At 70.8% G+C, this 19,954-nt stretch carries 16 protein-coding genes and 1 pseudogene; 5 read left to right on the top strand and 12 right to left on the bottom strand.

Annotation, left to right across the window (positions count from 1 at the left end; genetic code table 11):
• Positions 1–503 precede the first annotated feature (503 nt).
• The 3 genes from ACFXK0_RS16875 to ACFXK0_RS16865 all read left to right on the top strand — a co-directional run bounded on the left by ACFXK0_RS16875 (position 504) and on the right by ACFXK0_RS16865 (position 2,377).
• Entirely contained in the window at positions 504–1,268 is a 765-nt protein-coding gene (locus tag ACFXK0_RS16875; RefSeq protein WP_379411226.1) for a hypothetical protein, read from the top strand.
• Positions 1,269–1,296: 28 nt separating this feature from the next.
• Positions 1,297–1,767: a hypothetical protein gene (locus ACFXK0_RS16870; RefSeq protein ID WP_379411225.1), complete on the top strand. Its 471-nt coding sequence runs from the start codon at positions 1,297–1,299 to the stop codon at positions 1,765–1,767.
• A 145-nt stretch (positions 1,768–1,912) separates the two neighbouring features.
• Positions 1,913–2,377 carry an STAS domain-containing protein gene (locus ACFXK0_RS16865; protein ID WP_379411224.1) on the top strand — a complete coding sequence of 155 codons (465 nt, stop codon included), beginning with the start codon at positions 1,913–1,915 and terminating at the stop codon, positions 2,375–2,377.
• Between the two features lie 187 nt (positions 2,378–2,564).
• Here the strand turns inward: ACFXK0_RS16865 and ACFXK0_RS16860 are convergent, their stop codons facing one another.
• Complete coding sequence (locus ACFXK0_RS16860) at positions 2,565–3,251, bottom strand: PAS and ANTAR domain-containing protein (RefSeq protein ID WP_379411223.1); 687 nt, start codon at positions 3,249–3,251, stop codon at positions 2,565–2,567.
• Between the two features lie 120 nt (positions 3,252–3,371).
• Positions 3,372–3,683, bottom strand: a pseudogene (locus ACFXK0_RS16855) (flavodoxin family protein); the annotation flags it as partial.
• A gap of 436 nt (positions 3,684–4,119) precedes the next feature.
• On the opposite strand from ACFXK0_RS16855, the gene ACFXK0_RS16850 reads away from it, so the two are divergent.
• The gene (locus ACFXK0_RS16850) at positions 4,120–4,491 is read left to right on the top strand and encodes a YybH family protein (protein ID WP_379411222.1); all 372 of its coding nucleotides are present in this window, start codon (positions 4,120–4,122) and stop codon (positions 4,489–4,491) included.
• Here ACFXK0_RS16850 and ACFXK0_RS16845 read toward each other — a convergent pair whose 3' ends face one another.
• Positions 4,492–4,833, bottom strand: coding sequence for a hypothetical protein (locus ACFXK0_RS16845; protein WP_379411221.1), 342 nt, complete (start codon positions 4,831–4,833; stop codon positions 4,492–4,494).
• Positions 4,834–5,093: 260 nt separating this feature from the next.
• Between ACFXK0_RS16845 and ACFXK0_RS16840 the strand changes: the two genes are divergently transcribed.
• Positions 5,094–5,816 carry a 2'-5' RNA ligase family protein gene (locus tag ACFXK0_RS16840; protein ID WP_379411220.1) on the top strand — a complete coding sequence of 241 codons (723 nt, stop codon included), beginning with the start codon at positions 5,094–5,096 and terminating at the stop codon, positions 5,814–5,816.
• Between the two features lie 90 nt (positions 5,817–5,906).
• Here the strand turns inward: ACFXK0_RS16840 and ACFXK0_RS16835 are convergent, their stop codons facing one another.
• From ACFXK0_RS16835 to ACFXK0_RS16795, 9 genes are all read right to left on the bottom strand, one after another.
• Entirely contained in the window at positions 5,907–6,833 is a 927-nt protein-coding gene (locus ACFXK0_RS16835) for a TauD/TfdA dioxygenase family protein (RefSeq protein ID WP_379411218.1), read from the bottom strand.
• A gap of 102 nt (positions 6,834–6,935) precedes the next feature.
• On the bottom strand, positions 6,936–7,667 hold the full coding sequence (locus ACFXK0_RS16830; protein ID WP_379411217.1) for an IclR family transcriptional regulator: 732 nt from the start codon (positions 7,665–7,667) through the stop codon (positions 6,936–6,938).
• A gap of 95 nt (positions 7,668–7,762) precedes the next feature.
• Entirely contained in the window at positions 7,763–7,924 is a 162-nt protein-coding gene (locus ACFXK0_RS16825; RefSeq protein ID WP_379411405.1) for a hypothetical protein, read from the bottom strand.
• Positions 7,925–7,960: 36 nt separating this feature from the next.
• Positions 7,961–13,858 carry an amino acid adenylation domain-containing protein gene (locus ACFXK0_RS16820; protein WP_379411216.1) on the bottom strand — a complete coding sequence of 1,966 codons (5,898 nt, stop codon included), beginning with the start codon at positions 13,856–13,858 and terminating at the stop codon, positions 7,961–7,963.
• Positions 13,859–13,929: 71 nt separating this feature from the next.
• Positions 13,930–15,315, bottom strand: a complete 1,386-nt coding sequence (locus ACFXK0_RS16815) for a hypothetical protein (protein WP_379411215.1) — start codon at positions 15,313–15,315, stop codon at positions 13,930–13,932.
• A gap of 10 nt (positions 15,316–15,325) precedes the next feature.
• Entirely contained in the window at positions 15,326–16,150 is an 825-nt protein-coding gene (locus ACFXK0_RS16810; RefSeq protein WP_379411214.1) for an ABC transporter permease, read from the bottom strand.
• A gap of 18 nt (positions 16,151–16,168) precedes the next feature.
• Positions 16,169–17,116 carry an ATP-binding cassette domain-containing protein gene (locus ACFXK0_RS16805; protein WP_379411212.1) on the bottom strand — a complete coding sequence of 316 codons (948 nt, stop codon included), beginning with the start codon at positions 17,114–17,116 and terminating at the stop codon, positions 16,169–16,171.
• A complete protein-coding gene (locus ACFXK0_RS16800; protein ID WP_379411211.1) occupies positions 17,113–18,369 on the bottom strand; it encodes a glycosyltransferase in 1,257 nt (418 codons plus the stop codon). Before ACFXK0_RS16800 ends, ACFXK0_RS16805 begins: the two co-directional genes overlap by 4 nt.
• Entirely contained in the window at positions 18,369–19,796 is a 1,428-nt protein-coding gene (locus ACFXK0_RS16795) for a condensation domain-containing protein (protein WP_379411210.1), read from the bottom strand. The genes ACFXK0_RS16800 and ACFXK0_RS16795 overlap by 1 nt, the downstream gene beginning before the upstream one ends.
• Positions 19,797–19,954: the final 158 nt, after the last annotated feature.

The raw sequence follows: 19,954 nt of genomic DNA, 5'->3' as shown, positions 1-19,954 counted from the left end.
GGTCTACCAGCGGATTCACGTTGCTCCTTCGGGCTTGACCTTGCGGCCACTACGCGCCAAAACAGCCACGCGGTCCATCTATAGGCTGCCCCGCGGAGTTGCCCGACGTGTGGGTGACCACATGTAGTAGGTCGCCTTGAAGCCGCGTGGTCATCGGCGTGTTGGAGCGCGAAAAGCCAAGGAGTTTTCGCGGATGGCAAATGCATAGCTAACCATCTGAGGTGTTGGCGCGGCGCATCGGGACCGCGAATGCGACAGCGGGCGGCGTCCGCTGCTGTAGGGGCAGGTAGGCCAGCGCGAGCATGGTTGGTTGGCGCGGGGTCCAGTGTCCGCCACCGTTCCCCTACCGGGGCTTTGCCAGTAGGGACCTCGAGAGATCCCCCAATCAGCCAGCGCGGCAATGCGATTCATCACGACGATGAGGACTGTTCAGGGTTCAGCGCTATTCTGCTGGGACGACGGCACGCTCGATGACCGGGCGCGGATGGCCGAGAGGTGGGGGAATGGCTGGTCCTGTGGAGGGATTCGGACGAGCGGCGAAGGGGCTCAGCGGGAATCCGCTGGGCATCATCGCCCTGTTCATCACGCTGGTGTACGGCCTTGCCGCGCTGGTGACCACCTTCTCCGGTGATCTGACCGCGGCGGAGCGGCTGCCGCTGATCTATTTCCTCGTCATCTTCCCGATCCTGGTCCTGGCGGCGTTCGTCTGGCTGGTGAGCAAGCACAGCGGAAAGCTGTTCGCGCCCCGCGACTTCCGCGATGAGGACAACTATGTGAACGTGGTCACCTCGGCCGCGTCCCTGGTCGCGGCACGGCAAGGCGCGGCCGACGAGCCGGAGGTCGATTTCGGTCATCTCGCGCGGCTGGCCATTCGTGCTGTCGGCCGCGGCCCGGCGCCGGGCGCATTGGCCGAGGGCAGAATTCTGTGGGTCGACGACAATCCTGCCAGCAATGTCTACGAACGCCGTGCCTTCACCGCCGCCGGATACAACTTCGTGCTCGCCCTGTCGACCGATGCCGCGCTCGACCACATCGGCCAGATGGAATTCGCCGCGATCATCTCCGACATCGGCAGGCCGGGCGACGACGAAGCGGGCCTGACTCTCCTGAAAGAGTTGCGCACCCTGGGGATCACGGTGCCCTTTTTCGCCTACACGACGGTGCACGGATTGAAATTCCGCGACCGTTTGTTCGCCGAGGGCGGCCAGGGCATCACCTCGGATCCGGATTCCCTGTTCGAATACGTCACCGCGGCACTCGCGAAATAGGCTCTACGGCAGTGGGAACCCCGAGGCGGTGTCGCCGGGTCTCACCGCCTGGTACTACGGTGTTCCCGTCGTGCTGGTCACCGGGATCTGGTGGGCAGTGCTGTGCGGTGACCTCGACGGCGCGCGACCTGGTGGACGGTCGCTCGTGGCGGTCCAGCCGCTGATGGTCGTCTGTAGTGTGGCGGCGGTGATGATGCACCTGCCGGAGCGGATGGCGTGGGTGGTGTCCGAATCCACGATGACTGCGGCGGCGCAGCGATGTGATGCTACGGCGAATCCGCACTGGGTCGGCGTGTTCCGGGTAGCGGCGACGACCCGGAATCATCAGGGAGCGTGTGAGTTCCGGATCGGTGAGCGTGTCGGCGACGACGGGCTCGCGTACTTCCCACCCGGGGTCGAGCCGACGATCGCGGGCGCGGATTCGACCGGCGATACGTCGTACACGCCCTTCGACGGGCGGTGGTGCCGCTTCGATGGGGGAGCGCGCTACATCGACTGACGGCGATGCCGCGATCGAGTCGCGGTGGGTGGCGAATGTCGGTTGGACGTGTTGAAATGGAGTATCGGCCGGGGCTTGAGGACCGTCAGGACCGGCAGTGCACCAATGAAGCGTGCTGTCGCTTCGAGGATGCTGAGAGCCCTCGATGAACCCTTCCCGCCGCCGCGGTGACCTCTTCCCTCCGGCCGCCGGTGAACCCGCAGACCTCTGCCGACGATTACGCGCCGATCTCGACCACCGTGCCGGCGTCACGCTGCTGCACGTCTATGGCGCAGCCGACGCCTACACCGAGCCGCGATGGCTCCGCATCATCGGCATCGCCATCGCCGAAGCCGCTGACAGCGGCCACCTCGTCGTCGATCTGAGCTCGGCCCGGTTCATCGGCTGCCGGCCGATCCTGGACCTGGCCTCCCGTGCGCCACGGGCCGCGTCCCGCGGCGTGCAGATCTCGGTGTTCAACCCGTTCCCCGACGTCGTCGACCGTGTCATCGCCATCGCGGGACTGAGCGCGTGGCTGCCCGTGTACACCACGCTGGCCCAAGCGCTGACCGCCGGTCGGCCCCCGGCGACACCTGTCCACGTGATTGTGCCGACGCCCGGATCTCGTTGACGCCTCTCGCGCGTGACGACTGATCTTGCCGGAGTACAACACCACGCGGTCATCATCCCGGCCGATATCCAGCACGAACCCCCTGCTGATCGGGGGATCGAACTTCCCCTATGCCCAGTTCCTCCCCGAGCCGGGATCGGCACGGGCCGTGCAGATCAGGAGTTCCCGCGCTGACGCCATCGAGGGGCTATCCGTCCGGATCCGGCGGGATACCCTCGTGCGCGGTCAGCAGGACATGGTCCAGACGGGTTCGCAGGGTGACGTCGCCGCCTGCGACAGCGGGCAACGCGGCCATCACGCGCTCGGCGATCACCCGAAGCTTGACGTTGGTGTCCTGTGACCGCCAGCGCAGTACACGGAAGGCCTGATCGGCGGTGATGGCGTAGGCGAGCATCAGCGCGCCCTTGGCCTGTTCGATCACCGCACGTGCCGCGAGGAGGTCGGGCAGGGCGTTGTCGATCGCCTCGCGCCGGTATTCGGCGGCGGATCCCGACACGTCGATGTAATAACCCTCGGTGCCGATCGCCGAGCCGTCGCGGTCGCGCATGGGTTCGGACACGACGAGCACATCGCGAGAGCGGCCCCGGGTGTCGATGATGCGGTGATGGCTCGAGAACGTGCCGACGCGGTCGATCGAGGTGATCATCGCCGCGACCCGGTCCCGGTCGTCGGGGTGTTTGTGGGCCACGAGCATCTCGGTCGTCGGCACGGTGCCGGGCGGATGGCCGTGCATCCGCGCGACCTCGTCGGACCATTCCCAGCGGCGTGCGGCGAACCAGTAACGAAATCGTCCGACCGCCAGCGACTCACCCGAACCGATAAGCCGATCGACCAGCGCGCGCTCTGATGTCGAGGCGTCGTCCGTTTCGTCCACAGGCCCATTATTCACCTGGCGCACCCCGGCGACCAGGCCGAACGAGCAGGGCCGGTGCCGTCGTGAGCGCGTCGATCGGGACGACTCGCTGCACGCTCAGGCGGGCGGATAGTTCAAGGTGTCCGCGGCGATCTTGTGCGCGCCGTCCTCGTTGCCGACGATCAAGGCGATGCCGACCTTGCCGAACATGGCGGGGCGGCCGAGGTCGTCGGTCATGGACAGTTCGGCGTCGAGCCGCTCGAGGGTCCGCTGTGCGATCGAGGACAGATGCCCCAGCCAGGTGGGGGTGGCGAGCAGGACGATATCGGCCTCGACCACGCGGCGGCGGATCTGCGGCCATTCGTCGCCGTCGTCTTCGTCGGCACTCACTCCCGGCCGGATGTCGAAATCCGCGATCCGCACCGACTCGCCGTCGACGTTGTGGGTAGCCAGTTCGAGCGGTGATGCCCGGATCCCGGGCTGCGAAACGTGACGCGGTCACAGGATGGGCCAGTGTGGGTCATCCGCGAAATGCGGGCGGCAAACAGCGCTGCGCCCCGTTATCGGGGTGTTATCGCAACGTTGTCCAGTCGAAGCAGGTTGCTATGGTGGCGCGCGGAAGTTGTTCGTTCGACCGTGAGGAAGACCATGGGAAGCACTGCCCTCGACGTCATCGCGTTGCTCGTGAACCGGGCTGCCGAGTTCTGGAACTGGATGGCGACCGGCTCGTCGGGTTTCCCGCCGCTGTGATCGGCTGAGATACACCGGCGAAACCCCCGAGTGGCCACCGGCTTTCGGGGGTTTCGCCGTCTGTGGGGTCGCCGCGGCGAACGTGTCGGACCCCGGCGTTACCGTTGTCGCACAGCCCATATCGAGGACAGGGGTGGCGATGACCGACAACGACGACGCGGCACGGGAATGCGCCCGGCGCCCGGAGGATCTGAGCAGGCTGGTGGTCGAACGGCTCAATGCCGGCGATGTCGACGGCCTGGTGGAGTTGTACGAGTCCGATGCGGTGCTGGCCCTGCCGGACGGTGTCGTCGCGACCGGGCTGGCCGAGATCCGCGCGGCCTACACCCGCCTGGTCGCCACCCGGCCGGTGTTCCAGCCGGGCGCGCAATCGCCGGCCTTACGCGCGGGCGACCTGGCGCTCACCTCGTCGCGACTACCCGGCGGCGGTGGCGCCACCGTGGAGGTGGCGCGCCGCCAGCCCGACGGCAGCTGGCGATGGATCCTGGATCAGCCCAATGTGCTCGGCTGATCAGTTCGTCTGCAGGCCGCTGGCGATCACGACGACCACCTTGTCTGAGGTCACCTCGCTGACCCGGACGTCGACGCCGTCGGCGGCCTGCGACTGGCCGACGGGCACGGTGATCTGCTGGCCGCCGATGGCGAGGGTGACCATGTCCCCCTCGACGGCGACGAGTTCGGCGTCGATGCCGAGCACCGAGGCCTTGGCGTTCACGCCGCGGTCGAAGGTGACGGTGCACCCACTGACCGTGCATTCGGAGGAGTAGCCGTCACCCGACATGGAACAGGCGGTAGCGGCGAAGGGGAGCAGGAGGGCGAACGCGGAGAGCGTGATCAGCCGTCGAACAGGCATGCCGGTCAGTGTAATGGCCGTCGGGGCGCGCGGACCGAAAGCGCTGAGTCGGGATCGAAGGTACAACAGATCGGTCTCGCCGTGTTGCGGGCCGATGTCACCGGGGAATACCGTCGCTGACAGGTAACTGGCATCGCAGCAAGGGTGTCGATCGTTTCCGGTTCGTCGGGGTGAACTGGCTGTATCCGCCTGTTCGATACGGATCCGCCGGTCAGCCGGATGGTCGCTGGGGGCGTCGGCCGAGATCGGGAGGTGGGACGATGATCGCGAGCGAGATGACTGTTGCCAGCCGCTGGTGGTGGCGGCCGGGGTGGACGCCGGGACGGTCCTTCTACGACTGGCAGATCATGCCGACCCAGACCGTGGCCGACAAACTCGTCGAGATCTTCGCCCCGACCCTGTCCCGGCTGCCGGGACTCGAGCAGGTCGACGAGGCCCGTCTGCGCATCGGTGTCCAGGGCATCGGATTCGTCGACGGGGTGAAGGGCGTGCACCTGGCCGCGCTGGTCGCCGGTGCGCGCGAATTGCTCGCCGAGCACGCGCCGTTCCCGCTGACCTTCGGTCCGCCGATGGTCGCCGCCGATTCGATCCGGCTGCCGATCGCCCTGCCCGAGGAACTGGTTCGCGTCCGCGAGGACCTGACCCAGGCGCTGAGCGCGGTGTGGATCCGGGAACGGATTCCCGAATTCGGTGAGCCGCTGCGCCCGTATCTGGCGCTGGCGCACACGACCGGCGAGGTCCCGATGGACGAGATCCGGACCGGGCTCGCCGAGGACGGCTTCCTCGATTTCACCCTCGACGACACCGTCTCGGCGGTCACGCTCGCCGAATTACAGTGCGAGAACGGCAGATACGACTGGACCGAGGTCAGCACCGCCGACCTGCTGCGCGATCCGGCGCCGCTGGTCGAACGCACCGTCTTCGACGATCCGCTGTTCGGTCCGCTGCGCGAGCCGGCTCCGGACCGGTCGCTCTCGAACTGAGCTGCGAACGATCGGCGACGGCCCGGCCCGCGCCGGCCGGCCGGGCCGGGTGGGACGGCGGTGCCCGGGCTGCGGGCACCGCCGGTGTCGTCAGGCGCCGGTGAACTTCTCGCCGGCCACCTGACGGGACGGCTCACCGTCGACGCCGACCGGGACTTCACCCTCGAGGGTGGTGCGGTAGAGCACGCGGGTGACGTCGAGATGGGCGAGGTCGCCGGGGGCGAGGTGGGCGGTGGCGCGGTTGTCCCAGAACGCGACGCTGCCCTTCTCCCACCGGAAACGCACCGTGTAGGCGGGGTGGGCGATCTCGGCGAAGAGCAGTTCCAGCAGCGCGTCGCTCTGTGCGGGGGTCAGCCCGATGATGCGGGTGGTGAAGCCCGGGTTGACGAACAGCGCGCGTTCGCCGGTCACCGGGTGCACCCGGACCACCGGATGCTCGGTCACCAGCGGTGCCGCGGCGACCTTGCGGGCGTAGTCGCTGTCGGCCTCCCACTGCGGGATCCGGCCGCCGAAGCGGTGCTCGGCGCGCAGGCCGTCGAGGAAGACGCGCAGCGAATCCGGCAGCGCCGCGTAGGCGGCGACCAGGTTGGTCCACTGGGTGTCGCCGCCGATCTCCGGAGCGATCTCCGCGCGCAGGATCGACGCCGCGGGCGGGTTGACCAGCGGGGAGACATCGGTGTGCCACTTGTTGGTGTAGCTGACCTTCCGCTTCCCGAACTTCTTCTCGTAGAGCCGGCTGTCGACGGCCAGGATCTCCGGGTGCTCGGTCGGCGCGTCGTCGTCGTAGGGGTGCGACGGGGTGACCGCGCCGAAGCGGCGGGAGAACGCGATCTGCTCGGCATGGCCGATCTCCTGGTCGCGGAAGAACAGCACCTTGTGCCGGTGCAGGGCCGCGGTGAGCTCGGTGACCTGGGCTTCGGTGAGCTCCTCGCGCAGGTCGAGGCCGGTGACCTCGGCGCCGATGTGTCCTGCGACGGGGGCGATCGTGAGGGTGCGGGTGTTCTCGATGGTGGTCATATCGATGGTCCTTCGGAGGCAGCCGGGTGGGGAGACGAACTCGAATTCCTATGGTGCGGTGGGTGATACGGGACCAGCAATACCGTTTTCACATCGTGGAAATCACGGTGCGCCGAATTCCGCACCGGCGGCGGCGGTGTGGAAATACGGCCCGATGCGGACCGCGATCCGGCGCATGGCGGGCACGACGGCACGCACCAGCTCGTGATCGAGGCGGCTCGCGCGCGCCTGGACACCGAGCGCGCCCCACACCTGTTTGTCCGGGCCGAGTACCGGCACGGCGATGGCGCGGATCGGTTCGGCACGGTCGATCTCCTCGACCGCGAAGCCGCGCCGGCGCACGGTGTCGAACAGGTCGCGGCGCGCGCCGGTGGCGGTGTGCGCGAGCAGCGCGTGGCCGACGGCGCTGGTGCCCAGCGGGCTGCGTTCACGAGGAATCTGGTTGTGGCAGAACGAGACCGGTGGCCGGGCCTGGAACACGGTGAGCGCGTCGCCGTCGTCGGGGACGCTGAGGCTGACGGTGATCTTGATGCCGGCGGCCAGCGCGTACAGGTGCGGGGCCGCCGCGTCGAGTCCCAGGCGCGCGAGGGCGGGTCTGGCCAGGCAGGCCAGCCCGTGCCCGACCCGGTACCGGTCGGTGGCGGCGTCCTGTTCGAGCAGCCGGCCGCGCACCAGTGCCTGGGCCAGCCGGAAGGTGGTGCTCACCGGCAGCCCGGCGCGCTGGGCGAGTTCGCTCAGCGAGAGTTCCGGATCGGCGTCCTGGAAGCAGTTCAGGACATGGACGGCACGGTCGACGGCACGGGCCCCGGAACGGGGCGGTTCGGTGGTGGTCATGGGGCGGCTCCTGCTCGACGAGGTGCCGTGAACTCTCGCGACCCGAGCCCTGCCCCGCAATGGTTCCCCCACCGCTGAGCGCAATTGCGTCCGCGTCAGTCCTGCGTGTCCTCGGGCGCGGGCGCCTGCGGCGACACCCGGATCACCCCGGCGTCCAGGTCGAGATCCACCCGGGGCCGATGGCCCTGACCGTCACTGTCCCCACTGCCCTCGTTCTGCAGCTTCTTCCCGGGAAACAGCTCACCCATGATGCCCACGCCTCCACCATAACCACCCGGAGTGCCCGGGCGAGGTCACACGGGTTGGGGGAGCAGGCCCGCGGTGACGAAGCCGGTGATGTAGCGGTGCAGGACGGGGGTGTCGACGCGCGGGCAGGTGACCGCGGTGCCGGTGAGGGCGGTGCGGGTGACCGCGTCGTCGATGATCAGGTCGTCGCCGCCCGCGGCGAGGTAGTTCTCGGCGATGAGGGCGGCGCGCAGGAGGTCGGCGTGGTCGGTGATGCGGTCGGCCAGGCGGTGGGCGGCGTCGTCGAGCGCGACGGTGTCGACCGGGTAGCCGTTGTCGCGCAGCACGTCGAGAATGGCCGAGACCGGGGTGGGTTCGCGGTTGACCAGGTGATAGATCTCGCCGTGCGGATGCCGGGCGCCGGCCAGGGCGACGACCGCGCGGGCGACGTAGTCGACCGGGGCCAGGGTCACCTTCGCCGTGCCGATCTCCGGGGCGACGCCCAGGTGGGCGGCGGAGCGGATGAGGGTCCAGAAAGCGTCGTCGCTGTTGACGGTGCCGTGGGTGGTCGTCCCCGACACCAGGCCGGGCCGGTGCACGGCGACGGGCAGTCCGCGGCCCGCGGCGGCCAGGACCAGCTGTTCGGCGACCCATTTGCTGGCCATGTAGCCGTTGCGGGGGACCTCGGCGGCGGTGATGGTGGTGGCTTCGGTGACGACGCCGGTGTGGTCGATTCCGACCGCGGCGTTCACCGTGGACACGAAATGCAGTGTCTTCACCCGGGCCGTGACCGCGAGGCGCAGCACTTCCAGGGTGCCGCCGATATTGGCGGGACGCAGCACCTCGTAGGGCTCGAGATGGTTGACCCGTGCGCCGTTGTGGTAGATCACGTCGAGCTGTTCGGCCAGCTCGGCCCACACCGTCTCGGACAGGCCGAGGCGCGGGGCGGCCAGGTCACCCGGCAGCGGAACCACCCGGTCGCGCAGGTCGGTGGCGTCGAGCCCGAAGCGTGCCATGGTGGCGGCCAGGCGCTGATACCCCGTTTCGGTGTCCTCGGCGCGGACCAGGCACCAGACCCGGGCGGGTGTGCGGTCGAGCAGTTCGCGCAGGAGATGGACACCGACGAAACCGGTCGCGCCGGTGAGCAGCGCGGAACGTGCGGGCAGCGCGTGCGGCTCGTGGTCGGGCACGGTGTAGCCGGCGTCCAGGCGGGCATCGGCGTCGAGGGTCTCGATCCAGCGGCCCTCGGCCGCGGCGACGGCCCCGGTCGACACGGCCGCGGTGACCGCGCGCGGAGTGGCCGCCTCGAACAGGGTGCGTGCCTCGACGTCGAGACCGAGTCGCTGGGACAGCTCGGTGCGCAGGCCGAACACCAGCAGCGAGGTGCCGCCGAGGTCGAAGAAGTTGTCGTCGACGGCCACCGAGTCCAGGCCGAGGACATCGGCGAACACCTGGGCGACGGCGAGTTCGCGCACGCTCGGGTGCTGCCGCGCCGCCGCCGCGTCGGTGTCGGCCGCGATCGCGGTGCGCCGTTGCGGCAGCTCGACGGCCGGATCGCGTAGCTGCGCGACGGTCGCCGCCGGTTGGGTGAGGACCGCCCGCAGTACGCGCAGGTACTGCTCGGCGACGGTGGCGACGGTGGCCTCGTCGAACAGGTCCGTGGCGTAGCGCAGGCTCGCCGCGTATCCCCGGCCCGGCTCGGCACGCAGGGTCAGCGCGAGGTCGAAATGGGTGGTGTCCTGCGGGAGGTCGACGACCTCGACAGCGAGGTCGCCGAGGGCGAGTCCCGGTGTCGCGGGCAGGTTCTCGAACGCGAACACCGCCTGGAACAGCGGGTTGCGGGTGTCGTCGCGCGGCGGGTTCACCGCCTCGACGATGTGGTCGAAGGGTACGTCGCCGTGGTCGAGGGCGGCGAGGGTCGCCGCGCGGGCGCGAGCGAGCAGCGCGGTGAACGGCTCGTCCGGGTCGATGGTGGTGCGCAGCGGCAGCGTGTTCACGAACATGCCGACGAGGCGGTCCAGCGCCGGGTGACCGCGACCGGCCACCGGGATGCCGACGGTGATGTCGTCGCTGCCCGAAAGCTGGTGCAGCAGCACGGCGAACGCCGCGTGACCGGCCATGTGGGCGGTGGCGCCGTGCTCGCTGGCCAGCGCGCTGAGTGCCTCGGCGGTCGCCGCGTCGACGGTGAAGTCCACCGCGGCGCCCGCACCGTCGGACCCGGTGGTGCGCACCCGGTCGACGGGCAGCGCGAGCCGGTCGGGCGCGCCGGCCAGTGCCGCGACCCAGTACGCGAGCTGGTGCGCGGCCCGGGAGGCAGGGTCGGTGCGGTCACCGAGCCGGTCGAGCTGCCACAGCGTGTAGTCGGCGTATTGCAGCGGCAGGGGTGCCCAGTCCGGTGCCGTCCGATTCGCCTGTGCCGCATAGGCGAGGCAGAGATCGGCGACGAGCGGGCCGTGCGACCAGCCGTCCGCGGCGATGTGATGGGCGACCAGCGCCAGCACGTGTTCCTCGGTGCCGAGCCGCCACAGGGTCAGCCGGAACGGGATGTCACCGGTGACATCGAACGGTGTGGCGAGCTGCGCGGCGAGTGCGGCGGAGAGCTCGTCCTCGGTGCGGTCGATCGGGTCGAAGCGCTGGGCGCTCAGCGCCTCGTCGGTCGTGAGAATCCGTGGGTGAGGCCCGGATTCGCCGGCGGGGTACACCGTGCGCAGCACTTCGTGCCGCCGCACGACCGCGCGGACGGCACCCTCGAGCGCGGCGAGATCGAGTGCGCCGGTCAGCCGCAGGGCGATCGGCAGGTGGTAGGCGGCCGATTCCGGGTAGAGCTGGTTGAGCAGCCACATCCGGGTCTGGGCGGGTGCGAGCGAAAGCTGCTGCGGCCGTGGGCCCGCCACCGGTGCGGTGCCGGCGGGGTCGGTGTTCAGGCCGGCCGCCAGCGCGGCGACGGTCGGGGCGTCGAAGATCGCGCGGACCGAGACGCCCAGGCGTGCGGCGAGCTGGGTGGCGGTCAGCGAGGTGCCGCCCAGGTCGAAGAAGTCGTCGTCGGCGCCGACCGGACCCGCGTCGAGCACCGCGGCGAAGGCGTCGGCGACCGCCCGCTCGGCGGCGCTGCCCGGCGCCCGGAAGCCGGAACGGCCGAAGTCGGGAGTGGGGAGCTCGCGGGTGTCGAGCTTGCCGTTGGGCGTCAGCGGCAGCGTGTCCAGGACGACATAGGCGCTGGGCCGCAGATACGCCGGCAGCAGGTCGGCGATCCGGTCCCGGACCACCGCCGGGTCGAGCCGGATTCCGGACTCGGGCACCAGGTAGCCGACCAGGTGCGTACCACGCCGATCGGTGTGCGCGGTGACCACCGCGCGGGCGATCCCGGACAGCCCGGTCAGCGTCGTCTCGATCTCGCCCGGCTCGATCCGGTGCCCGCGCACCTTGATCTGGAAATCGCTGCGGCCGTGGTAGATCAGCTCGGGCTCGGCGCCCGCGGTGAGGGTGACCAGGTCGCCGGTGCGGTAGAGCCGTCCACCCGCCGGGCCGAACGGATCGGCGACGAACCGCGCGGCGGTCAGCGCGTGCCTGCGGTGATAGCCGCGAGCCAGGGCGGGCCCGCCGATGTACAGCTCGCCGAGGGCACCGGGCGGCACCGGCCGCAGCGCCGCGTCGAGGACGACGGCGTGGAAACCGCGCAGTGGTGCGCCGATGGTGACCGCGCGGCCACTGGCCAGCTCCGCGATGGTGGCGATATCGGTGGCCTCGGTGGGTCCGTACCCGTTGCGCATCAAGCGATTCGGCGACCAGGCGTCGACCAGGTCGGCGCGGATGGCTTCCCCGCCGACACCGAGCACGGCCAGGTCGGGCAGTGCGGCGGGGTCGAGCGTGGCCAGCACGGCCGGGGTGATGATGGCGTTGGTGACCCGTTCGCGCCGCATCAGCTCGGCCAGATCGGGTCCGGCCATCACGTAGCGGGGCGCGATCACCAGGGTCGCGGCACCGGCCAGACCGCACAGGATCTCACCGACCGCCATGTCGAAACCGGGGGAGGCGTGGTGCAGGGTGCGCGCGTGCGGACCGAGGTCGTAGCGGTCGCGGCGTTCGGCGGCGAGATTGGCCAGCCCGCCGTGGGTCACCAGCACGCCCTTGGGCAGTCCGGTCGAGCCGCTGGTGTAGATCAGGTAGGCCGGGTGCTCGGTGCGCAGCGCCGTCGGGCGGTCGGCATCGGTGACCGGGTCCGCGGAATGTGTTGCCGTGGTTGTGGGTTCGTCGAGCGGCAGCCACTGGATCGTGTCGGGCAGCTGCGGGCGATGCGCGCCGGTGGTGACACCGAGGACCGCGCCGCAGTCACCGAGGATGTGCGCGATGCGCTCCGGCGGATAGCCCGGATCGATCGGTACGAAGCCCGCACCGGTCTTGGTGATCGCCCAGACCGCCGCCACGGATTCGGCGGACCGCTCCACCGCCATGGCCACCAGGGTTTCCGGTCCGGCGCCGGCGGCCAGCAGCGCACGGGCCAGCCGGGTGGTCTCGGCGTCGAATTCGCGATAGGTCCAGCGCTGTGCGCCGAAGACGATGGCGATGCCGTCCGGGTTGGTCGCGACCGCGGATTCGATGAGCGCGGCCAGGGTCGACGGCGTCACGGTGCCGGTGCCGCGCCATGGCACCAGCTGCGCGGACTCGGCGTCGGTGAGCAGCGGCAGCGCGCCGATCGGGGTCGCCGGGCCCGCGGTGGCGAACGCGGTGAGGAAACGGCGGAACCGGGCCAGGTGGGCGGCGAGCTCGTCGGGACGGTAGCGGTTCCGGTTGGCTTCGAGCTCGATCCGCACCCGGCCGGCCGAGCCGGGGTACAGGTTCAGCGCCAGATCCTCGATCGGTCCGGTGGACAGCAGGCGCAGGGTGCCGCGCGCGGCGCCGAAGGTCACCTCGGGCTGGAAGTTCATGATGTTCACCGCGGGACCGAAACTCAGCGACCGCATCGACCGCCCGGCATCACGCCACATGTCCGCGCCGCGATAACGCTGGTGCCGCAGCGCGCCGGTCAGCTCGCCGCGGGCGGCGGCCACGGCGGCGCCGACGGTGTCGCCGGCGGGGCAGTGCAGCGGGACGACGGTGGAGGTCATGCCCGCGCACCGGCGGAGCGCGGCGGTGGTGCGCGCGGTCATCGGCAGGCTCAGCGCGACGGCGTCGGTGCCGGTCATCCGGGCCAGATAGGCGGCGAAGGCCGCCACCAGGACCGGCGCGTTGCCGGGGCCGTCGGCGCGCTCGCGCAGGGCGGCCACCAGGTCTGCGGCGAGATCGGCGCCCACCACCATCGGCAGCGGATCGGGGTCACCGGCGCGGGCGGCGAGGGTCACCGGCTCGGGGAGGCCGGCCAGTTGTGCGCGCCAGTATTCGCGGTCGGTCGCGAAGCGGCGGGAGGCGCGGTAGTCGAGGTCGGCGGCGGTGAGCAGGGCAGGCGAATCGACCGTGCCGCCCGGCGGTTCGGTGTTCTCGGCCAGCGCCGCGTAGTGCAGCGCGAGCCGCTCGTGCACGCGCATGCCGCCGTAGCCGTCGAGGGCGATGTGGTGGGCCCGGGTATAGAGGAAGCGGCGGTCCTCGGCGAGCCACAGGACCACGGTGCGCATCGGTGGATCGACGGTGATGTCGAACGGCGCCTGCTGGTCGGCGCGCATCCAGATGAACGCGGCGGCCTCGGGGTCGGCGTGATCGCGCAGGTCGACGACCGCGATCGTGTCGTCGACGGTGCCGTCGTGCCACTGCGCGGGCTCGCCGTCGACCACCCCGAAGCGCTGGTGCATCCCGAGATCGTGGCCGGTGCGCCGGGCCGCCTCCTGATACGCGACCAGGTCCAGTGGACCGGTGAGGTCGACGTACTGCGCGATGGTGAGCGGCACCTCGCCCAGCAATTGCTGAGCGAACCAGACCTCTCGCTGCGCCGCGCTGAGCGGCAGGACCGCGTGCGCGGGGCCGAACGAACTCATGGTGCCACTGCCCTTCAGACGAAACTTGCCGAATGAAGGTTAGCCTAAGCTCGCAGTGGGTACCCGGGCGGTCACCAGAAGCGCGGTGTGAGCCCCCAGCCGGAGAATTCCGCGGCCAGCAGATCCTGGAGCGCCGCCCGGGTCGGGAAGCGATCGGGGTCGCCGCCGGTGACGACCAGGGTCACCGTGTCGTCGTCGCAGGAGAACGCGAAATTGACGCCGAGCTCCACCTGCCGGAACAGCTCCACCGGACCGGGATTCACCACGGGGCGCATGATGACGTCACGGGCCCGGTGCGGACCGAGCATCGCGATGTTCTGCGCGGTGCGGCCCATATTGGTGCACAGGCATTCGGGCGTCTTGGCGGTGCGGGCGAACCTGTGCAGCACCACTTTCGGCAACAGCATCTGGATCGGCTGCAGATGCTGGATCGGCGGCACGGTCGCCGGATCGCGGTAGGCCTGGCCCACCGCTTTGATCGCGGCGCGCACGGTGGGCAGATCGGCGCGTTCGCCCGCCCGGTAGGTGACGCTGATCGGCAGGCCGGTGGTGGCATTGGCGCGCGGGTCGTCGGCTTCGCGCATCGAATGCGGAATGTCCACGCGGACCTGCGCGCCGTCGACGACCCGGCCGCTGCGCCCGAGCAGGCCGACCGCGACGCCGATCAGCAGGCCGTTGGTCGTCCCGCCGCGCGCGGCGGCCACGGCATCCCACTCGGCGAGGTCGAGCTGGACGATGGTCTCGGCCGCCTGCCAGGTCTCGGCATGCGGCAGCCGCGGCTCGGCCGGGCGAGGATTGCGGGCCGGCTCGCCGACCCCGCGCGCCCGGCGGGCGGCGCGGACCCCGCGGGCGACGGCGCGCAGCTGTGCGCCCGCGTCGGCGAGGTCGGCGGCGAAGCGGCCCTTGCCCGCCACCGGCCCGACGAGCCGCCCGGCACTGGCCGCGCGGTCCGGTTCGGCGCCGCGATTGAGCCGGTCGAGCGAGTCGACGATCGCGTGCATCATCGCGCCGCCGTCGCAGACGACGTGCGAGGCGACCAGGGTGACCACCGTGCCACCGGACTCGGTGTGCGTCCCGGCGAGCTGCCAGACCCGCCCGCGCGCGGGATCGAACTCCACCGCGGCCTGCTCGAGGAACCACTCCAGCACCCGCTCGTCGGGGATCGGGGTGTCCGACCAGACCAGCGGCAGCGATTCGGTGGCCGGCTCCCAGTGCGGGCGCGCGAACGGGAAGCGGGTGGTGCGGACCCGGCGGGCGATGAAGCCGGTCGCCAGATGCGCGTGCCAGCGTGCGAGCAGGTCGCGCTCGAGTGGCACGTCGAACCGGTAGCCCAGCTGGTTGACCAGGGCGTTCGGGTAGAGGCTGTGCAGTTTGAAGAACAGGTCGTCGTCGGCGGTGATCCGGTTCAGGCCGGTCGGGCCCGCGGTCACCGCGGCGGCGGGAGAGGTGACGGTCATCGAAAGCTCCTCAGCGAGAACGGAGAGTGCGCACGGTCAACGGCGCGAAGACAGCGACCACGAGCGCGGAAGCCACCAGCGACCAGCAGGCGTCGGCGCCGACGGTCCCGTCGGCGGCGAGCGTGCGCACCGCGGAGACCAGGTAGGACACCGGGTTCAGGTCCGAGACGTGCTGCATCCAGGTCGGCATGGACTCCTCGGGCACCAGCGCGTTGGAGGCGAAGCCGAGGAAGGTCAGCACCAGCATGCACATGCCCTGCACGGCGGCAGGCCGGGCGACGGTGGCGCCGATGAAGGCGAACAGCCAGCTGATGGCGGTGGTCGCGAGCACCACCAGTACGGCACCGGCCAGGAATCCGCCGGTGTGCTCGGGCCGGTAACCCATACAGAACCCGACGATCACCACCGTGGTCGCCGCGATCAGGTACCGCACCATGCCGGCCAGCAGCGCCCCGGCGACGGGTGCCGAGCGGGCGATCGGCATGGCGACGAACCGGTCGAACACCCCCGAATGGATGTCCTCGGACAGCTGCACACCGGTGGCGACCGAGGAGGTCAGCACGATCTGCACCAGCACCCCCGGAATCATGATCGGCAGATACGCCGCCATACTGCCCGCGATGGCGGTGCCGAAGATGCTGCCGAACAGCACCGGGCCGACGATCGGCAGCAGGATGGCGTCGTAGAGCAACTGCGGGCTGTGCCGGAAGGTCAGCAGGCCACGCCAGGCCATCATGAGCGAATGCGCCACGGCGGCAAGCGGACCGATCCGGGTCACGCGGGGGGCGCGCACCACCTGGGCGGGTGCGGGGGCGGTCTCGGTGGTGACGGTCATGAGTTTCTCGCAGTCTCCTCAGGCGGCGGCGGGCGCGTGGCCGGTCAGCGCCAGGAACACTTCGTTGAGATCGGGCCGGTCCACGGCGAAACCGCGCAGGCCGATCCCGGCGGCGCGGCAGGCCGCGACGATGTCGGCGGCGATCGCGACATCGGCGAGCGCGACGGTGAGCGTGCCCGTCGACGACCCGTCGGGGACTTCGCCGGTCAGCTCCTGGATCAGCGCCTCGGCGCGGCGCAGGTCCGCCGTCGCGGGGATGTCCAGGCGCAGCACCTGATCACCGATCGAGGATTTGAGTTCGGCGGCGGTGCCTTCGGCGACCAGGGTGCCGCGGTCGATGACCGCGATCCGGTCGGCCAGCGCGTCGGCCTCCTCGAGGTACTGGGTGGTGAGCAGCACGGTCGCGCCCCGCTCGACCAGACCACGCACGATGCCCCACATCCGGTCGCGGGTGTGCGGGTCGAGGCCGGTGGTCGGTTCGTCCAGGAAGATCAACGGCGGCACCGTGATCAGCGTGGCGGCCAGATCGAGGCGACGGCGCATACCGCCGGAGAACGCGCTGACACTGCGCCGGGCGACCTGGGTGAGTTCGAACTCCTCGAGCAGTTCGTCGCTGCGCCGGGCCGCGGCCCGCCGGGACAGGCCGAGCAGCCGGCCGAACAGGCGCAGGTTCTCGGGGGCGGAGAGGGTTTCGTCGACCGAGGCGTACTGTCCGGTCAGCCCGATCATCGACCGCACGGCTGTCGCGTCGCGCACCACGTCGTAGCCGAACACCTCGGCGCGGCCGCGGTCCGGGCGCAGCAGGGTGGCGAGCATGCGCACGGTGGTCGTCTTGCCTGCGCCGTTGGGGCCGAGCATCGCGAACACCGTCCCGGCCTCGATGCTCAGGTCAACGCTGCCGACGGCGGTGAAGTCACCGTAGGACTTGCCGAGGCCGTGGGTGCGCACGGCGACGTCGGTGCTCATCTCGGCCTCCCGGCATGATCGAGTTCGGGCGCCGGAATCGACAGCGGCACCAGCGTTTCCACCTCGTCGGCCGCGCGTGCCACCCCGGAGCCGGCGAAGCGGCTCGCGTATCCGGCCGCCCGCGCGATCACCGCCGGCTCGGCCACCCGGTCGAGCAGGGCCGACAGCGCGCCTTCGTCGAGGCCGGCGGCGGGCCGGGTGACGGCCAGTCCGAGCTGTTCCAGCGCGCGACCCCAGTACGGCTGGTCGGCCTGCACCGAGCAGATCACCTGCGGCACACCGGCCCGCAGGGCCGCGGCCGTGGTGCCCGCACCACCGTGATGGACCGCGGCCAGGCAGCGCGGGAACACCGCGGCGTGGTCGACCTGCTCGACCACGGCCACCTCGGGCGAGAGCACCGGGTCGATGCCCGCCCAGCCGGCGGCGAGCAGCAGCCTGCGCCCGCGTCGCGCGCAGACCGCCCGCAGCATCGTCACCAGCGCGGCCGGATCATCGACGGCCATCGAGCCGAAGCCGGCATAGATCGGTGCGGTGCCTGCCGCGAGCCACGCGTCGAGCGCGGGATCGGCCGGGCCGCCGAGGAATCCGTCGGTGTCGACCGCGAACCCGGTGATCGGGTGCCCGCCGGGCAGCTCGGCCGCCAGCCCGGGGAACAGGTCGATGTCGTAGGCCTGGATCGACACCCGGTCCGGCAGCGGATGTTCGACGATGCCGAACTCGCCCAGCGGCTGGGCCAGCGCGGCATCGCGCGCCCAGCGCAGGCCCGACCAGATCCGGCGGTTGAGTCCGCCCGGGATCCGGGCGCCCCAGACGGTGGGCAGCACCGGCACCGAACGGTTCGGGTGGATCGGGAAGAAATGCACTGCGGCCAACGGCAATCCGACACGCCGGGCCGCCTTCTCGGCGGCCTCCTCGCCCGCCATCCCGGTCACCAGCACGTCGTGCCCCGGCGCCAGGACGAGCAGGTCGCGCACCGCCTCGGCCACCCCGCGCCGCTGTAGCTCCAGCACCGCGCGCCAGCGCTGCCGTGGGGACGGACTGCGGAAGCGCCGATCCTCGTGCTGGGTGCGCAGCAGTTCGGCGCTGTCGCGGCCGAAGCCGACCGCCGCGATACCGTGCGCGGTGGCGAAGTCGACCAGGTTGGGCGAGAGCGCGAGGGTCACCGAGTGCCCGCGCGCCAGCAGCTCGCGGGCCAGCAGGATGCCCGGCTGGGCGTCGCCCCTGCTCCCGGTGAAGGCCAGCAGTGCGCGCATCAGCCCGCGCTCAGCGCCGCCGCCGCGGCATCGACCGCCTGGACCGCCGTGCCGGGCGCCGCGATCGTGGTCACCGCGTAGATGGCGCGGGCGAACTCGGTGAGGAAGCGGTCCATCACCTCGGCGGGCAGACCCGCCGGGTAGCGCGTCGAGAGGTAGAGCCCCTCGGGGCCGCGCACGATCCAGAAGTAGACCTCGTCGGTCGAGTACGACACCGCGCGCAGGGTGCGTCCGCGCAGGTCGGCGACCAGTTCGTAGTCCGGCAGCATCCGGATGTCGAGGAAGGAGGCACCGTAGGTCGGTGCTTCCAGCGCGCCCGCCATGGCCAGTGAGCGGCCCCAGGACGCGTCGTTGCACAGGTGGGCGCGCTTGAGCGCGGTGCGGGTGACATCCAGCGCGACGGCCATGTCCGCGCTCGCGGGCAGGGTGACGTCGACCGGGACCACATTGACGAACCAGCCCATCGACTCCAGCCAGGTCAGATCCGGCCGGGTGGCGATCGGCATGATGGTGCGGAACCGGTCCTCGCCGAACACTTCCCGTGTTGCCACCGCCAGCGCGGCGAACACGGTGACCGAGAGCCGGTGCCGGAGCCGGTCCAGCGCGGCTTCGACCTCTTCGAGCTGGTCGAGGGTCAGCAGCGTGCGCGAGACACTGGGCTGGGCGTGCTCGCCGTCGAGGGCGGCGACCTGGCCGGCGGCGAAGCGCGGCATGGGCGAACCGGGGGTGCCGACGAAATCGCGCCACACGCCGACGGCGGCGGAGTCGGGGGTGAGCTCCTCGGCGGCCGCGCGTTCGATGACGGCGTAGTCGGCCGGGCTGCCGAAGGTGGCCGAGTCGCGGATCTCGCCGCCGGTGGTGACCGCGGTGTAGAGGGTGCGCAGTTCGAGGATGAGCACGGCCTGGGAGTAGGCGTCGAGCACCGAGTGGTCGGCACCGACGAGCACGGTGAAGTCGTCGGTGTCGTGGGCGACGGTGGCGACCAGCAGGTGCGGCCAGATCAGTGGCGAGAGACGCAGTTCCAGTGTGTCGCAGAGGAACTCGTTGATCTCCTCGCCGTCGGTGCGGCCGGGCACGGTCTCCCCGGTGATCTGCACGGTGCCCACGCCGGTGGTGCTGCGGTGGTAGCCGCCGTCGCCGGTGGGGGACACGGTGGTGCGGAAGCCTTCGTGGCGGTCGTGCCACAGTTCGAGTGTGCGCGCCCACGCCTGCGCGTCGAGCGGGGCGTCCATCTCGAAGATGGTGCCGATCCAGCGGCCGCGGCCCGGGCGCGGATCCTCGGGATCGAGGAAACCGAGGTACTGCTCGTGCACGCTGGCCAGCGGGCGTTCGTCGTCGTACCAGGTGTCGGCGCCGGTGAGTCCGGGGGTCCAGATCGAGAGTTCGCCGGACCGGATCCGGAATTCGGAGAGATGGGTGTATTCCATGCGGGGTCACCTCATGACGCACTGCGAGCCGCAAACGGCGCGAACGGGGATGCGGTGAGCGCGGGTCGCGTCACCGGATGTTGCTCTGGATCCCGCACCGGATGTAGCTGGCGAACCCTGGGCTATTCGGGAGTCTATAACTCTGAGAGATTTCTGAA

The organism is Nocardia sp. NPDC059177 (genome assembly GCF_042755165.1).
Taxonomy (GTDB): Bacteria; Actinomycetota; Actinomycetes; order Mycobacteriales; family Mycobacteriaceae; genus Nocardia.
This window is presented reverse-complemented; position numbering and strand designations above follow the sequence as displayed.

Excerpts from the sequence above, each read along its gene's own strand:
- ACFXK0_RS16875 (WP_379411226.1), top strand. The coding sequence starts at position 504 with ATGGCTGGTCCTGTGGAGGGATTCGGACGAGCGGCGAAGGGGCTCAGC.
- ACFXK0_RS16865 (WP_379411224.1), top strand. The coding sequence starts at position 1,913 with ATGAACCCTTCCCGCCGCCGCGGTGACCTCTTCCCTCCGGCCGCCGGT.
- ACFXK0_RS16850 (WP_379411222.1), top strand. The coding sequence starts at position 4,120 with ATGACCGACAACGACGACGCGGCACGGGAATGCGCCCGGCGCCCGGAG.
- ACFXK0_RS16845 (WP_379411221.1), bottom strand. The coding sequence starts at position 4,833 with ATGCCTGTTCGACGGCTGATCACGCTCTCCGCGTTCGCCCTCCTGCTC.
- ACFXK0_RS16840 (WP_379411220.1), top strand. The coding sequence starts at position 5,094 with ATGATCGCGAGCGAGATGACTGTTGCCAGCCGCTGGTGGTGGCGGCCG.
- ACFXK0_RS16835 (WP_379411218.1), bottom strand. The coding sequence starts at position 6,833 with ATGACCACCATCGAGAACACCCGCACCCTCACGATCGCCCCCGTCGCA.
- ACFXK0_RS16830 (WP_379411217.1), bottom strand. The coding sequence starts at position 7,667 with ATGACCACCACCGAACCGCCCCGTTCCGGGGCCCGTGCCGTCGACCGT.
- ACFXK0_RS16820 (WP_379411216.1), bottom strand. The coding sequence starts at position 13,858 with ATGAGTTCGTTCGGCCCCGCGCACGCGGTCCTGCCGCTCAGCGCGGCG.
- ACFXK0_RS16815 (WP_379411215.1), bottom strand. The coding sequence starts at position 15,315 with ATGACCGTCACCTCTCCCGCCGCCGCGGTGACCGCGGGCCCGACCGGC.
- ACFXK0_RS16810 (WP_379411214.1), bottom strand. The coding sequence starts at position 16,150 with ATGACCGTCACCACCGAGACCGCCCCCGCACCCGCCCAGGTGGTGCGC.
- ACFXK0_RS16805 (WP_379411212.1), bottom strand. The coding sequence starts at position 17,116 with ATGAGCACCGACGTCGCCGTGCGCACCCACGGCCTCGGCAAGTCCTAC.
- ACFXK0_RS16800 (WP_379411211.1), bottom strand. The coding sequence starts at position 18,369 with ATGCGCGCACTGCTGGCCTTCACCGGGAGCAGGGGCGACGCCCAGCCG.
- ACFXK0_RS16795 (WP_379411210.1), bottom strand. The coding sequence starts at position 19,796 with ATGGAATACACCCATCTCTCCGAATTCCGGATCCGGTCCGGCGAACTC.